This window comes from Oribacterium sinus, from assembly GCF_963537195.1.
Classification (GTDB): Bacteria; Bacillota; Clostridia; order Lachnospirales; family Lachnospiraceae; genus Oribacterium; species Oribacterium sinus_A.
The window spans coordinates 1-15708 of sequence record NZ_CAUTEG010000056.1; the positions used below are offsets into that span (position 1 = coordinate 1).

Annotated in this window: 10 protein-coding genes, 1 pseudogene and 1 CRISPR repeat array; all 11 genes and pseudogenes read left to right on the top strand. The window is 41.2% G+C overall.

Annotation, left to right across the window (positions count from 1 at the left end):
• Positions 1-1560 (top strand): histidine kinase (locus tag RYL27_RS07380; protein ID WP_314966275.1); only part of this gene is annotated, 1560 nt, incomplete at its 5' end.
• A gap of 99 nt (positions 1561-1659) precedes the next feature.
• Positions 1660-2361 (top strand): pseudouridine-5'-phosphate glycosidase, encoded by a 702-nt coding sequence (locus tag RYL27_RS07385; RefSeq protein ID WP_314966276.1) that lies wholly within the window; start codon positions 1660-1662, stop codon positions 2359-2361.
• Positions 2362-2688: 327 nt separating this feature from the next.
• Entirely contained in the window at positions 2689-5508 is a 2820-nt protein-coding gene (cas3, locus tag RYL27_RS07390) for a CRISPR-associated helicase Cas3' (RefSeq protein ID WP_314966278.1), read from the top strand.
• A gap of 18 nt (positions 5509-5526) precedes the next feature.
• Positions 5527-7179, top strand: coding sequence for a type I-E CRISPR-associated protein Cse1/CasA (locus tag RYL27_RS07395; RefSeq protein WP_314966291.1), 1653 nt, complete (start codon positions 5527-5529; stop codon positions 7177-7179).
• A gap of 8 nt (positions 7180-7187) precedes the next feature.
• Entirely contained in the window at positions 7188-7790 is a 603-nt protein-coding gene (gene casB, locus RYL27_RS07400; protein WP_314966280.1) for a type I-E CRISPR-associated protein Cse2/CasB, read from the top strand.
• The gene (gene cas7e / locus RYL27_RS07405) at positions 7783-8862 is read left to right on the top strand and encodes a type I-E CRISPR-associated protein Cas7/Cse4/CasC (protein ID WP_314346712.1); all 1080 of its coding nucleotides are present in this window, start codon (positions 7783-7785) and stop codon (positions 8860-8862) included. Before casB ends, cas7e begins: the two co-directional genes overlap by 8 nt.
• Before the next feature lie 10 nt (positions 8863-8872).
• The gene (gene cas5e, locus RYL27_RS07410; protein WP_314966282.1) at positions 8873-9625 is read left to right on the top strand and encodes a type I-E CRISPR-associated protein Cas5/CasD; all 753 of its coding nucleotides are present in this window, start codon (positions 8873-8875) and stop codon (positions 9623-9625) included.
• Positions 9625-10257 carry a type I-E CRISPR-associated protein Cas6/Cse3/CasE gene (gene cas6e, locus RYL27_RS07415; protein WP_314966285.1) on the top strand — a complete coding sequence of 211 codons (633 nt, stop codon included), beginning with the start codon at positions 9625-9627 and terminating at the stop codon, positions 10255-10257. The genes cas5e and cas6e overlap by 1 nt, the downstream gene beginning before the upstream one ends.
• 4 nt (positions 10258-10261) lie before the next feature.
• Positions 10262-11218, top strand: coding sequence for a type I-E CRISPR-associated endonuclease Cas1e (gene cas1e / locus RYL27_RS07420; RefSeq protein WP_314966287.1), 957 nt, complete (start codon positions 10262-10264; stop codon positions 11216-11218).
• A complete protein-coding gene (gene cas2e / locus RYL27_RS07425) occupies positions 11209-12108 on the top strand; it encodes a type I-E CRISPR-associated endoribonuclease Cas2e (protein WP_314966289.1) in 900 nt (299 codons plus the stop codon). Before cas1e ends, cas2e begins: the two co-directional genes overlap by 10 nt.
• Before the next feature lie 28 nt (positions 12109-12136).
• Positions 12137-14727: a CRISPR direct-repeat array (repeat unit 28 nt; unit sequence ATTTGTCCCGCGTATGCGGGGATGATCC).
• 100 nt (positions 14728-14827) lie between these two features.
• A pseudogene (locus RYL27_RS11465) lies at positions 14828-15172 on the top strand (phage minor capsid protein); the annotation flags it as partial.
• Positions 15173-15708: the final 536 nt, after the last annotated feature.

Sequence of the window (15708 nt, forward strand, 5' to 3'; positions counted from 1 at the left end):
ACTTATCAGTCCACACTGCGAAGAGTCCTAGAGGGCTATAGCGAAGTGCAGGAATTGCAGGAGCTTTCGGTTTATCTGACAGAGGAAAGTCATGAAGAATACCATTATATTTCGGAAATCCTCAGTGCCAATAAAATCATAGAAGAAGGGGAGAAACTGGCCTATATACAAAACCTGCAAAACCAGATGAATCCTCATTTTCTCTATAATATTCTGGAAAATATCCGTTCGGAAAGCCTTTTAAACGGTTTGGAATCCGTGGCAAGCATGGCAGAGCTTTTGGGAGATTTCTATCGCTATACCATTTCTCAGGAGGACAACTTTGTATCTTTAAAAGAAGAACTGGACAATGCAGAAGTATATTTTCAAATTCAACGATTTCGTTTTTCTAAAAAACTGGAACTGGAAGTTAAGGTACAAGAAGATTTGTTATCGCTAAAAGTACCAAGAATTTTACTGCAACCTATCTTGGAAAATAGTATTGTGCATGGCTTCGAAGAAAGAGAAACTGCGGGGAAAGTAGAGATTTCTATTAGCCGAAGCAATCAGCATGTTTATATTCGAGTCTCTGATAATGGCATTGGTATAGAAGAGAAAAAGCTAAGACAATTAAATGAGGACCTTCGGAATATCCGTAGAGGATTTCAAGGAGGTGTTGTGGGGAATACCGGAATAGGTAAGGCCGGCATGGGGGTTTCTCTCTTGAATATTCAGGAGAGAATCCATTTGCTCTACGGGCGGGAATACGGTTTATATTTGCAGTCCTTAGAAAATGCCGGAACGGATGTGTGTATGGTACTTCCCAGAGAACTTTCCATAAAGCAAGAAGAGGAAAGCTTTATTAGTGAAAGCTTGGATCTTTTGTCCGAAGAAGAAAATGCTCTAATTATTAAAACCATCAATAGCAAGGAGCCGGAAAAAGAGGAACTCCTTTTTGCTTTAGAGCTATATCTTTCCGAGGGGAACAGCTTTTCTGTAGAAAATCTTTCCTTCCAGCTTTTTTCCGGAGAAAGCCTGATGTTTTTGTCTTTTGATCAGCCTATTCCCAAAGACTTGATTTTAGCCTTTAATGCGGAGAAAGAGCTGTATTACGGTTGTGTAAAGTCCTATGAGAACAAGATGAAAAATGTTCCAAAAATCTGGATGATAGGGGATGGAAGCTCCTTAATCGAGGGGCAGAGCGTGCTTACCAATCTTTTTGTATATCAGCAGGAATATTCTCATTTTCTCCTTCGAAACAAAGAATTAATTACTAGGTATAAAGAATTGTTTCCGGAAGCTTTCAAAGAAATTCCCTATCAAGTACCGGTGGAAACTTTGGGAGAAAAGCAGAGAATCTTAGTGGAAATCATGAAAGGGATGATTGCCGGAGCCAGAGTCTTTGCTTTATGGGAAGTCCATCTGGGGCAAGAGGAGGAGCCAGAGCTTTATGCCTATATAGAAAAATGGAAGAAAGAAGGCCATGCCTTTTTATTTTTTTCTTCGAAGCCTTCGGATGCTGAAAAGCCCTGTGAGAGATTGGGGATTTGGAAGGATAGGAGAATATTGAAGGTGATTTAACCATCCATTGTATAGGAGGGAGTTAGGGCGGAATATTTCATAGAAACCGCTTTACTAACCAACGGCTTAGTTTCCCTTGGAGAGGAAGAAATTCTATCTTTGTGGCCTTGGAAGGATAAAAAATTAGTCTGGCTGGAAAATGGCAAAATCTGCCATGGGACAATGGAAGAATATTTTCCACTTCGAAGAAGGGCCAAAGAAATCAAGAGAATCAATAGAGAAATTTTGCCTAAGGCTATAGCGGAGAAGGAGAATGGATGCTTGACCGCTTCCGGCACGATGGCGGTTGCAGAGCTGTATGGTGTTCCTGTAGCAGTAACTGCAGGTATGGGAGGTATCAGCAGCTATATTCATGGAGAGACTTTGTGTCCGGATTTGCCTGCACTTTTTGAAAGTAAAACTATTTTAATTGCTACTTCTCCGAAGGATGTGGTGGATATCCAAAGCTCTATTGATTGGTTATTAAAGCATCAGGTAAAGATACTGGGCGCTCGCTATGATTACTGTTCCGGCTTTATGTTTGCAGGAAAGAAAATACCTCTCTCCGGAATGTTAAAGAAAGAAGCTGTAGTAAAATCGCACACTCTGATTTTACGGGATATCAAAGAAGAGGAACGAATCGAAGACAGGGCTATCCTACAGCAGGCCTTGGAAGCAGGACTGAAGGCTCAGGAAAGAGGCGAGTATTTTCACCCGGCAGCCAATGAAGTAATAGATCGGATGTCCGGAGGTGTGGCCGGAAGATTGCAGCTTAAGTCCTTGATTGATAATGGGAAGCTGGCGGGAGAAATTAGGGTGTAATGATACTGGCTTGCTATTCAACAGAGTAGATTTCCCTAGTAAGTGGAAAGAAATGGGAGATTTGCTCTATTTTTTTGCGTGCAATAGCACAAAATAAGACAAAGTATTCAAATTTAAATGCTAAAATCTAAAAATAATAACAAAATTAACGACAAACTCCTAATAAGAGACTGTGAATTTATTGTAACAAATGATATAATCCAAATAATCAGTTTTTAATAATAAGACAAAATTATTGTTGGTTACACCAGCTTTGAGAGAGTCATTTATTTCAAGGGAATATAGTAGATAAAGCAAAGATGAATTACTAAGAATCTCGAGGACAATATGGAAAATTGCTTAGCACTTTGGGCGAAAAAGAAAGAGAAGGATGGCATTTTTTACTGGCTATCTTTAAAGCGGCATCTGGAAGATACAAGGGAAGTAATGGGGCTTCTATGGGAACACTGGCTTTCAGAGGGACAGAGGATATATATTGCTGATTCCATGATGATAGAAGAGGATGAAGCTAAGTTTTTGGTCATGTTTATTGGAGCTATTCATGATATCGGAAAGGCTACCCCGGCCTTTCAGATTCAAAGAGGATTTCAAAATTCTGAGGACTTAGACCTGCTTTTAATGGAGAAACTGGAACGGGAAGGTTTTTCAGGAATCAAAGACTTGGAGCTAACAGATCGAGGGAAAACTCCCCATGCCTATGCAGGAGAAGTGATTTGCCGTTTAGCGGGTATCAACAGAGGAATTGCCTCTATCATAGGAGCCCATCATGGAGTTCCTATGAAGGAAAACTATAGTCTTACGTCCTATGTTGAAGCTTATACTGCCAACTTTTATCAGGAAGAAAAAGAAGATTCTCCAATATACAAAAAATGGAAAGCGACACAAGAGGAGCTACTTTCCTGGGCATTAGAGATCTGCGGTTATAAAAATGTAGAGGATCTTCCTAGATGTCCTAAACCGACACAGCTCTTACTTTCCGGACTTTTAATTATGGCGGATTGGATAGCCAGTAATGAGGAATATTTTCCTTTATTTTCTTTACAGAATGAAGTTGACCATGAGTTGGAGGATGCTACAGTAAATCAAGAAGATAGGAAGAAAGAAGAAACACAAATAAGTGAGAGGGTGGAATCGGCCTGGTTAAAATGGACGCAGAATCAAACATGGGAAGCGACGCAGTTTTTTGATGCAAAACAGGCTTATCAGAATTCCTTTCACTTTATGCCTAGAGACTTTCAAGAAAAAGTTTTTACAGAGATTGCCGGAGCTGAGGACATCGGCTTAGTGATTCTTGAGGCGCCCATGGGCTGCGGAAAAACAGAGGCGGCTTTAATGACTGCGGAACAATTGGCGGGAAAGCAGCAATGTGCCGGAGTTTTCTTTGGACTGCCTACCCAAGCCAGTTCCAACGGCATTTTTCCGAGAGTGGAGTCCTGGGTAGATTCCCTCGGGCAAGAAAATCAAGAGAAATTATCTCTTCGCCTATCTCATGGAAAGGCAGCTTTAAATGAAGAGTTTCAATCCTTGTCCAGAAACTGTAGCGAGGGAATAGATCTGGACGGAGAAAAAACGAAGTATGTGTATGTGAATGAATGGTTTTCCGGGAGAAAGAAGGCCATGCTGGATGATTTTATAGTAGGAACTGTAGATCATTTACTCCTTATGGCTTTAAAACAAAAACATCTTATGCTTCGGCATTTGGGATTTAGTAAAAAGGTTGTCATCATTGATGAAGTGCACGCCTACGATGCCTATATGGGGCAGTACCTCTACATGGTTTTACAATGGCTTGGAGCCTATAAAGTGCCAACGATAATCTTATCCGCGACCTTACCCATAGAACGAAGAAAAGACCTGATGAAGTATTACTTGAAAGGTAGAGGGATCAAAGAGAAGGATATAGGAAATTTTGATTTCCTTAAGGCTGAAAGCTATCCCTTACTTACCTTTAGCAAAGGAAGTGAGGTTGAATCTTTTTCAGACTTTCAAGAAGAGAAAGAAAAAAAGGTTACGCTTTATCAGCTGGACGAAGAGAATTTAGTAGATACCGTAAAGAGTCTTGGTAAGAATGGAGCGGTCATAGGCATTATTGTAAATACGGTTGGGAGGGCGCAGAGAATCACAAAAGATTTATTAGAAGCTTTCCCGGAAGAAGAAGTCCATCTTTTACATTCTCGGTTTATCGACACGGATCGCATAAAAAAAGAAGAGGAATTACTCAAAAAAATCGGGAAAAATGCAGAGAGACCTAAGTGTTTTATCGTAGTGGGAACCCAGGTGATAGAGCAGTCCCTAGACATTGATTTTGATTTAATGATTAGTGATTTATGTCCTGTAGATCTGTTAATCCAGAGAATAGGTCGACTTCATAGGCATAAGATAGAAAGGCCTAAGGAACATAGTGAAGCGAAACTTTATCTTATGGGAATAAGTGAGAGCTTTGACTTTGAAAAAGGATCAAGAAGGGTATATGGGGATTATTTACTTATCAAAACTCAATGTGCTTTAGGAAATAGTATCTCTATCCCAAAGGATATTTCTCTCCTTGTGCAGGAAGTATATGGAGACAAGGATCCCAGTTTAGCCCCTGAGTTACTGAAGAAATATGAGGAGAGTAAAAAGAAACAGAAAGAAATCTTAGACAAGCAAAAAAGAAAAGCTGAAGGATTCCGATTAGATAAGCCTAAATTGGAGTGCTCAGATGAGATTAGTTTAAATGGATTATTGGATAATACGTATATTGATTCAGAAGAGCTATGTCAGGCAAAGGTTCGAGATATCGGTTCTTCTATAGAAGTGATAGCAGTAAAGAAAAATGGAGCGGGATATGGACTTTTTCAAGAGAAGAAGGACATTTCAGAAGAGCTTTCTAAAACATCTATTGCAAGAAAGCTGGCTTGCCAAACTTTAAGGCTTGGAGAGAGTATTATTCATATGGAAAGGGAAAAAGAAGATGACAAAGAAGAAGGGCTCATCCGTTATTTAGAGGATTATAACAGGCGGGAACTTCCGGAGTGGCAGAATGAAGCGTGGTTAAAGGGAAGTTTAGGATTGATCTTTGATGAGAACAATGACTTTCCCTTAAAAAATATTGTTTTACATTACGATGAAAAATTTGGCTTGCAGTGGCATAAGAAGGAGGTGTAAAGCTTGAGCCGATTTAATTTGTTAGAAGAAAACTGGATTCGAGTTTTGGAAGAAGGGGAAATGAAAGAAGTATCCCTCATTACCCTTTTTGAAAATGCGGAAAAGTATCGGTGCTTGGCAGGGGAGATGGCAACGCAGGATTTTGCAATACTGCGATTCCTATTAGCGGTACTGCATACCGTATTCTCCCGGGTAAATGCTGATGGAGAAGCCTATGACTTTTTAGAAATTGACGAGAAATTCCGACAAAAGGGGGCTGTTTCCGAGGATGATGAAGAGGAATACAATGATGCCCTTATGGAAACATGGAAGACACTATGGCAAAGAGGAAAATTTCCTTCGGTAGTTAGGAAATATTTGGAGGCTTGGAAAGATCATTTTTACCTGCTGGATGAGAAATATCCTTTTTATCAGGTGACGAAGGAAGAGATTTTGTCCAGAATGAAAGATGGAAAAAATCCCAGTTCTATTTCCGGTAAGAATTTAAACAGAAATATATCAGAAAGCGATAATAAGGTGGCTTTATTCTCTCCAATGACCATTGAATACAAGAGTAAAATGAAGGAAGGAGAGTTTGCCCGGTGGCTTATTATGCTGCAAGGCTATATTGGGCTTTCTGATAAGGCAATCGTTGGAGAGGAAAAGTATAAGGCATCTAAAGGGTGGCTATTTGATATTGGCGGTATTTATCTAAATGGAGATACATTGTTTGAAACTTTGATGCTGAATCTGAAAGTAGCAGTAAAAGCAGTTGGAGATATATTGCCAATACAAAGACCTTGCTGGGAGTATTCCGGAGCAGAAAATATAGATAGGAGCTTTCTCGGAATAGCAGATAATCTTGCAGAACTATATACCAATTGGAGTAGGGCATCTTTGCTTGATTTGGCAATAGATTTTTCGAAAGATATTAAGCTTGACATTGTAAAGCTTCCGGAGCTGGATCATAGAATGATGGAAATCGAGCCAATGACTTTATGGAAATACAATGATTCAGGAGAAAATAAAAACTTCTATACACCGAGAAAATACCGACCCGGTCAGGCTTTATGGAGATCCTTTGGTTTAATTACCGTTCCTTCAGACGTATCGGAAGATAGTAGGGAACCGGGAATTATTACTTGGTTATCTAAGATAGAAAAGTATATTCAAAAGCCTCAAGTTAAAATTTCTGCGGTCGGAATGCAAGACGATGGAAATGCAACTTCTTGGGTACCGGTAAATGAAATGATTGATGACCTAGCTTTACATGAGATTGTGTTATTTGAGAAAGGAAAAGAAGGCTGGGTTATGCGTATCAAGGAACTTGTGGAAGATACCAAGGAAGTAGTTGGCTTTATCTACAAGGGGTTTTTAAAAGATATGTATGATATTAGAAATACCAAAAAGTCTGTAGAGGAAGAATTAGAACAAGCTTATTTCGGTCTGGATAAAGCGTTTAGAGATTGGCTTAGTGGAATTGATGAGTCCAGTTCTAAAGAAGATAAGATTAAGGAGTGGAAAGAACTACTATTCTTTTCCATGAAAGAACGAGCCCTTGAAAAAGTAAATGAATGTAGACAGAGGGATATTAAAGGAATATATGAGGAAAATGCAAAAGGCGTTAAAAATATCTTTACTGCGTATGAATATTTTCTCATTAGACTAAAGAAGAAATTAAATCAAGAATAGGAGGAACTATGGATGAAGAAAGAAAATCAGTCGATGCGGTGATGAGAAAAATCATTGCGGAAATTGAGCCTATCAAAACCCTTGGAAGTGGAAAAGCCATACTGGCAGGAATTAGAGATTCAATAGGAAAAGAACTGACTAATGCTCCGCAGGTTTGGCCCATGCTTTTTGCAAATCTCCCGGAGGAATATCTGGGGAATAAAGCGAGGGTAACAGCAGAGGAAAATGCGATTTATTTAAGTTTACAGATTTATGCTTTAATGCAGCAGGGATCCTCAAAGCTGGAAAGAGGAGAGGAAAAATCTACTCGAAATATCGGAGAAAGCTTACGGGCTCTTCGTGGAGATGAAAGTAAGACAAAAGCGATGGATGAGCGCTTTAATACTATGGTTACAGCCGGAAGTTTTGAGGAGTTATCCCACTACCTTAGACAAATGATAAAAATTTTAAAGGCAAATGCAGCAAATCCATCTGTGAATTACCCCATTTTGGCAAATGATTTGTTCTGGATGCAAAAAGGAAAGCGGGACAATATTCTGATGGATTGGGCAAGAGCCTATTATCAACCATTTCAAAAAAGTACTGTAGAAAAGGAGAACACAAATGAGTAAAGAAAAGTTATTTTTAGACATCCATGTAATTCAAACTCTTCCACCCTCTAATATCAATAGAGATGATACAGGTAGTCCTAAGACGGCGGTTTATGGTGGAGTAAGAAGAGCAAGAGTTAGTTCCCAGTCATGGAAGAAAGCAATGCGAGATTACTTTAAGGAAAACGGAAATCTATCCAATGTGGGAGTGCGTAGCTTAGATGTAGTGAGTTTTCTTGCAGAAAAAATCAGAGAACTTAAACCGGAACTTTCCATGGAGGATGCAGTCAATAAATCTGTAAAGACCTTTAATGCAGCAGGAATTTCCACAACGAAAGATAACAGAGTAAAAGCTTTATTTTTCTTAGGGAAAGAACAGGCTGATAATTTGGCAAAAGAAGCCACTAAGGATAATTTAGACAAGAAAGCACTTCAGGAAATCTTAAATAGTAATATCGCTGTTGATATTGCCTTGTTTGGTCGAATGGTAGCAGATGATGCAAGCTTAAATGAAGATGCATCTTCTCAAATTGCCCATGCTATTTCTACCCATGGAGTACAATCTGAGTTTGATTTTTATACAGCTTTAGACGATTTGTCAAAAGAGGATCAGTCCGGGGCAGGAATGTTAGGTACTATAGAATACAATTCTTCAACCTTATACCGATATGGAAATGTGGCATTGCATGAGTTTTATCACCAATTAAATGAAAACAAAAGTCAAACTATTGAAGCAACAAAGCTATTTGTGGAAGCCTTCTTAAATTCTCTTCCTACAGGAAAGATGAATAGCTTTGCAAACCAGACGGTGCCGGCTTCCGTTGTGGTATCCTTAAGGAAAGATCGACCGGTAAGTTTTGTTAGTGCGTTTGAGACTGCGGTTAAAACAAAATTATCGCAGGAAGGCTTTGTAAATGAGTCTATAGAAGCTATGTTTAAAGAGCATAAGAACGTGCAACGATTTGTAGAAAAGCCGGAAATATCGTTTTACCTCAACTTATCTGAGGGGCATTCCTTAGAAGGTGCAAAAGAGGAACTTAGTTTGTCTGATTTGTTACATGATTTAGGAGAAGAATTAGATAATCGTTTATAAGGAGAAGAGGATGAAGACTATTTTGCTGAAATTTGCAGGACCCCTTCAGTCCTACGGAACATCTTCTCATTTTGAGACTCGTTATACTGAATACTATCCGTCCAAAAGCGCAGTGATAGGGCTATTGGCAGCTTGTTTAGGCTATAGACGAGATGAGGCAGAGAATCTAAGAGAGTTATCTAAACTGAAATTTGCAGTACGGATAGACCAGGATGGGACTTTATTGAGAGATTACCATATTGCTAGATCCCATAAGGACACGGGAGCTGAATTAAGAACATACGTAACAAACCGTTATTACTTGGAGGATGCTCTGTTTGTTGTTGCCCTTTCCGGTATGGATGAATTGATAGATACTCTTACAAAAGCCATCAAATCCCCTTATTTTCAGCCTTTTATGGGGAGACGATCCCTGCCTGTTCCAGTAGATTTTTTCTTAGGAGTAAGTGCAGAAGATATTCTGGATAGCCTTAGGAATTTGCCTTGGCAGGCGGCTCCTTGGTATAAAAAAAAGAAGAGAAAGCAAGGCATTGGAGAGAAAATATCTCTGGAAGTCTATGCAGACGAAGAGATATTAAAAGATGAAAAAATTTCCAGGTCGAAGCTTAGAAGGGATATTCCTATTTCTTTTTCGCAGAAGGGAAGACAGTTTGCCTTTAGGCAGGAAGCTTGTATTTCTATCGAAGTTTTAAGCGGAATAGAAAAAGGCTTAGGGGCGGAAGATATAGAACATGACGTTTTTTCAACATTGGAGGGGGCATAATGTATCTTTCAAGAGTGGAAATAGATAGAGAGAACCGGAGAAAAATCCGAGACTTGACCCATTTGGGGGCATATCATAGTTGGGTGGAAGATTCTTTTGTAGGACAAATTTCTATGCTGGAACGCTCAAGAAAACTATGGAGAATTGATAGCATCCAGGGAAGACAATATTTGCTTATTCTAAGTGAAGAAAAGCCTTCCTTGAAGGCTTTAGAAAAATATGGTGTGGATGGTAGTGGGGAAACAAAATCCTACGATTCTTTTTTGGCGAGTATTCAAGAAGGGAAAAAGTACCGTTTTCGTACCACTTTAAACCCGGTTGTAGCGAAGCCTATTGAAGGAGAGAAACGTGGAAAGCCTGTCCCCCTCCTCACCATTGAAAACCAGAGTCGGTTTCTCTTAGATAGGGCGGAAAAAAATGGATTTTCTTTGAATTCAGAAGACTTTGTGATTAAGGAAAGAAAGTTTGAAACGCTGAAAAAGAAAGGAATGAAGGATACGCCTATTTCTCAAGTAATCTATGAAGGAATTCTAACCGTTATTGATGCTGAGCAGTTTAGAAAGGCATTATGTGATGGTATTGGAAAGAAAAAGGCTTATGGTTGTGGTTTATTAACTGTGATACCGGTATAAAAATATGAATAAGAATCGTGATGCATATGTAAAGAAAGTGGAGTTAAATGAACTTCCCAGAATTGGAGATCGTGTCAGTTTTATTTATGTAGAGCATGCTAAAATTCATCGTCAAGATTCTTCTATTACTGTTGCAGACCAGCATGGTATTGTTCGTGTACCGGTATCTATGATCGGCATTTTTATGCTGGGACCGGGAACAGACATCTCTCATAGAGCAATGGAACTTTTGGGAGATACGGGTACCAGTGTCCTATGGACAGGGGAAAGAGGAGTGAGACAATACGCCCACGGGAGGGCCTTGTCTCATTCCTCTCGTTTCTTGGAAAAACAAGCTAATTTGGTGAGTAACACACGAAGCAGATTACAGATTGCCAGAAAGATGTATCAGATGCGTTTTACAGGAGAAGACGTTTCAAAATTAACCATGCAGCAGCTTCGAGGTAGAGAAGGCGCCAGAATTAGAACAGTTTATCGAAATATGTCCAAGGAATACCATGTGGCATGGGATAAAAGGGATTATGATCCGGAGGATTTTTTTGATGCAACACCTATAAATCAAGCATTATCGGTTGCCAATGTTGCGTTATACGGATTGGCTTACAGTGTGATTGTTGCCTTGGGACTTTCTCCGGGATTGGGATTTGTGCATACTGGACATGACTTGTCCTTTGTATATGATATTGCCGATTTGTATAAGGCTTGGACTTCGATTCCGGTAGCCTTTCAGACAGTTTCAGAATGTTCGGAAGAAGAGGATCTTCCACGAGAAGTTCGTAAAAAAATGAGAGATATTTTTACAGAGACGAAGCTATTGGAACGAATGGTTAAGGATATTCAAAATTTGCTGGAGGTAGAAGAAGATCAATTCTTTGAAGTTGACAGTATTAGTTTATGGGATGATAAGGAAAGGCTTGTTTCTTACGGTGTAAATTATAGTGAGGATTCAACATGCCGATGACAGTGATTACTTTATCCAAGGTCAGTAATTCTCTTAAGGGAGATTTATCTAAGTGGATGCAAGAAATTGCTACCGGAGTTTATATTGGAAATTTTAATTCGAAAATAAGAGATAAACTGTGGGAACGAATTCAAGATGCTGTGGGAAGCGGAGAAGCAACGATATCTTACCCTATGAGAAATGAAATTGGATATACTTTCAATACCTTAAATACCAAGAGAGAAATATATTACAGTGATGGAATACCATTGATTTGTTTTCCCTTGGAAACAGAACCGGAAGGAGATGATGAAGGAATAAAGGAAGGCTTTAGTAATGCCAGCAAATACTATAAAGCCAGAAAATTTGCGAATAACCATAGTGGCGAAAAGAAAGAGTGCTATGCTTTTCTGGATTTGGAAACAGATGGTTTGAATGAACAGTGCAATAGTATTATCGAAATAGGGGCAGTAAAAGTAATGCAGGATTCCGGTATTTTAGAATACCATTCTTTGCTGGAATATGAGGGAGAGTTACCAAAGGAAATTACTGAATTAACAGGTATTACTACAGACCTTTTAAAAAGGGAAGGTAGAAAAACGGATACTGTATTGAAAGAGGTATTGAATTTTTTAATAGGAACAATCATTGTCGGATATAACATTGCCTTTGACCTTCGTTTCTTGAACTCTATCCTGCAAAGAAATGGTATGGAAATTTTACATAATCCTTCTGTGGATTTAATGAGGATAATAAAAAAAGAAAAGCCATTTCAGAAAAATTATAAGCTTGAAACTTCGCTACAAAGCTATGGAATACAAAAAGAGCAGTTGCATAGGGCGTTAGAAGATGCTAAATTGACTTATGAATTGGCAACAAAAGTGAATGGATTTTGTCAACATCTGCCGTAAGGCTCTTTATTTTAGGGGATCTTTAAGTATTTGTCCCGCGTATGCGGGGATGATCCCATATAAGTCTTTTGTCTTAAAATTTTTAACTTATTTGTCCCGCGTATGCGGGGATGATCCCTCACGGCAAAAAATTACGTAGACGATGTTCTGATTTGTCCCGCGTATGCGGGGATGATCCCAGACGGAAAAATTTACGTTACATCGCCGTTACATTTGTCCCGCGTATGCGGGGATGATCCTACTTTAATCACAGTGCCGACTATACCTACCAGATTTGTCCCGCGTATGCGGGGATGATCCTATCCTCTATGTACTCCTCAGGAATGTATAAAGATTTGTCCCGCGTATGCGGGGATGATCCCATCGCAATGCCTGTGACACAGTGACACAGCGCATTTGTCCCGCGTATGCGGGGATGATCCTGACCTTATTGCGAAGCCTATCGCTGATGCGGTATTTGTCCCGCGTATGCGGGGATGATCCTGTTTCAAAACTAGCTTTTCCATTGGTTCACCCATTTGTCCCGCGTATGCGGGGATGATCCCTACCAAAGCCGATAATTTGTTTCAGAATTGAAATTTGTCCCGCGTATGCGGGGATGATCCCCTAGCAATCCAGGTAACGGAGGAAAACAGTAAATTTGTCCCGCGTATGCGGGGATGATCCCGGAAAGTACGTTGGGATTATCTCCCAAGACGTATTTGTCCCGCGTATGCGGGGATGATCCTGAACCGGCAGAACAGGGAAGATGGCGAAGGCTATTTGTCCCGCGTATGCGGGGATGATCCCCAACCTTTAATCATGAATCCTGCATTGTCGAAATTTGTCCCGCGTATGCGGGGATGATCCTGGCAAACCATCCAGTGTCGTTACCGCATTGTCATTTGTCCCGCGTATGCGGGGATGATCCTACCTGTTTTACGAAAAGCGTCTTTCACACCTAATTTGTCCCGCGTATGCGGGGATGATCCTGCCGGAATGAACAACTACACAAAGTATAGCGAATTTGTCCCGCGTATGCGGGGATGATCCCTGTTGGGATGATTGTGAAGAACCTCAAAGGGAATTTGTCCCGCGTATGCGGGGATGATCCCCAGTGATAACATTACTTGCAAATGTCCCGAAAATTTGTCCCGCGTATGCGGGGATGATCCCTTGTTTTTCCGATAAATCGTGCAACGCTTCTTATTTGTCCCGCGTATGCGGGGATGATCCCTGAAAGAACTTGAATACAGAGAGCTGAGAAAGATTTGTCCCGCGTATGCGGGGATGATCCCAATATTGCTGGTCTCTCTAAGTCTGAATCAGAATTTGTCCCGCGTATGCGGGGATGATCCTACCAGCCTTCCTCAGACTTGAACCAGCCCTTGATTTGTCCCGCGTATGCGGGGATGATCCTTGAATGAAAATAGAGATATTCATTTAAGAAAAATTTGTCCCGCGTATGCGGGGATGATCCTTGCTTACTGTCTATGATACCTAGTACACTGAGATTTGTCCCGCGTATGCGGGGATGATCCTATCCGGGAATAATACTTGTCCCATCTATGCTTATTTGTCCCGCGTATGCGGGGATGATCCTTATTCGGCTGATTTCTGCAAGAAAAGCGTTGAATTTGTCCCGCGTATGCGGGGATGATCCCATATCAATACTCTTCCGTCCAGGAAGCTACTGATTTGTCCCGCGTATGCGGGGATGATCCCTGAAGGATACTTCAGTAGTTGAACATACAGAAATTTGTCCCGCGTATGCGGGGATGATCCTCAGAGTTGTCGAAAATCTCCTGTGCTACTTTAATTTGTCCCGCGTATGCGGGGATGATCCGTTCGTCCGCGAGTAATTGAGCGAAGCACTCCTATTTGTCCCGCGTATGCGGGGATGATCCTCTGATTTGCGCCAGTAGATGCAAGCCCGGATAATTTGTCCCGCGTATGCGGGGATGATCCTCTCCCTCAAGTTCCTTTCCTAAAATTACGATTATTTGTCCCGCGTATGCGGGGATGATCCTGGCCACAAGTGCAAAAGTCAAGAAAGCGAAAGATTTGTCCCGCGTATGCGGGGATGATCCTGGACCATTTGAGCGTTACGAAGGAATTGATGAATTTGTCCCGCGTATGCGGGGATGATCCCTCGGGGAGCTTGTCATTAGGTAGCAGGGAAAGATTTGTCCCGCGTATGCGGGGATGATCCTTTTAAAAAGTTTTGGTTACACAGCTTAGTCGCATTTGTCCCGCGTATGCGGGGATGATCCTATTAACTTCTATGCTTACAACTCCAACGGCAAATTTGTCCCGCGTATGCGGGGATGATCCCCTACTACAAATAAAAGCATTATCGAAAATCCCATTTGTCCCGCGTATGCGGGGATGATCCTGCTGGAACGGAAGGGAATACAAAAGTCAATTTATTTGTCCCGCGTATGCGGGGATGATCCCATGAGAAAGAATGGACCAATGGAAAGATACCCATTTGTCCCGCGTATGCGGGGATGATTCCTGAATATTGAGTACAGAGTGTTCATCCAGTAGGATTTGTCCCGCGTATGCGGGGGTGATCCTGCTCCGTAGGTGATTTGCAAAAACCATGCAAAATTTGTCCCGCGTATGAGAGGATGATTCTCCGGCTTCTACCGGATAACGACTGATACAAAGAATTGTCTTACACCTGCAGGGGTGATTCCTTGGGTGGAATTGCAGGCACTAGTATTATCCATTTTTTTTTGAGGGCTCTGAGCAAACATACACGGATAAGTGGCTTTCGGAGCAAAACGCACGAGAGGCGCGAAAGAAAGCTTTCCGTGGTAGAGAGTACACCGCCTATGAAGCTACGCAGAAACAGCGCCGCATGGAAACAAATATGCGTGCGCAGAGGGAAGAGGTTCAACTCTTAGAAGAGGGAGTGGATATACTACGACCTACGCGGCAGAGTAGCCCCGAGCCAAAAGACATACGCGGCGTACGTAAGGGAGCGAGAGCTCCAAGCGACCGCCGTAAGATTGGCGACGGAAATACACGAAAAGATCGATCTCGGTATAACCGCGCCGGAGGGTACGAGGGAGTATAAGAATCAAAGGACGGCGGCTATAATTCGTCTCGGAGTAGAGACGGAAAAACCCGTATTTGCTACCGATCAATTCGGAGAGTACGTCGCCGCTATAACCCCGATCCCGGAAGTATACGACGTCGCTATGCACGAATCGACGAAATGCAGCGAGGTATTCGGGCATAAAACCACCGCCCGTAACGTCGCGACTTTTATCAGATAGAGAGACGACTACACGCCGGATACTCCAGTTCGTCTTCTATCTTGCGAGACAGGTAAAGGCGAGGAGTACTTTGCTCAATCACTTGCGGACGAGCTTCGAGTTGAAGTTTCCGCGCCAAATGATATACTATGGGCAAGGAACAATCACTCTTTCACAATAGGAGCGTCGCGATATGAAAATACGGGCAAAATGGAAACTTTCAAGCCAAGGGAGAATAAATGAGGCCTATTTGCAATATAAGGGAGTTCAGTAAAAACGAGGAGCACCCGAGTATAAAAAACGAAATATTCCCGAATCCGATATATCAGAAAGGCAAAATCCTCGAGTATTTACA

What these genes read in the sequence shown, in the direction of transcription:
- cas2e (WP_314966289.1), top strand. Translation starts at nt 11,209, where the DNA reads ATGCCGATGACAGTGATTACTTTATCCAAGGTCAGTAATTCTCTTAAG.
- cas3 (WP_314966278.1), top strand. Translation starts at nt 2,689, where the DNA reads ATGGAAAATTGCTTAGCACTTTGGGCGAAAAAGAAAGAGAAGGATGGC.
- cas1e (WP_314966287.1), top strand. Translation starts at nt 10,262, where the DNA reads ATGAATAAGAATCGTGATGCATATGTAAAGAAAGTGGAGTTAAATGAA.
- cas5e (WP_314966282.1), top strand. Translation starts at nt 8,873, where the DNA reads ATGAAGACTATTTTGCTGAAATTTGCAGGACCCCTTCAGTCCTACGGA.
- cas6e (WP_314966285.1), top strand. Translation starts at nt 9,625, where the DNA reads ATGTATCTTTCAAGAGTGGAAATAGATAGAGAGAACCGGAGAAAAATC.
- cas7e (WP_314346712.1), top strand. Translation starts at nt 7,783, where the DNA reads ATGAGTAAAGAAAAGTTATTTTTAGACATCCATGTAATTCAAACTCTT.
- casB (WP_314966280.1), top strand. Translation starts at nt 7,188, where the DNA reads ATGGATGAAGAAAGAAAATCAGTCGATGCGGTGATGAGAAAAATCATT.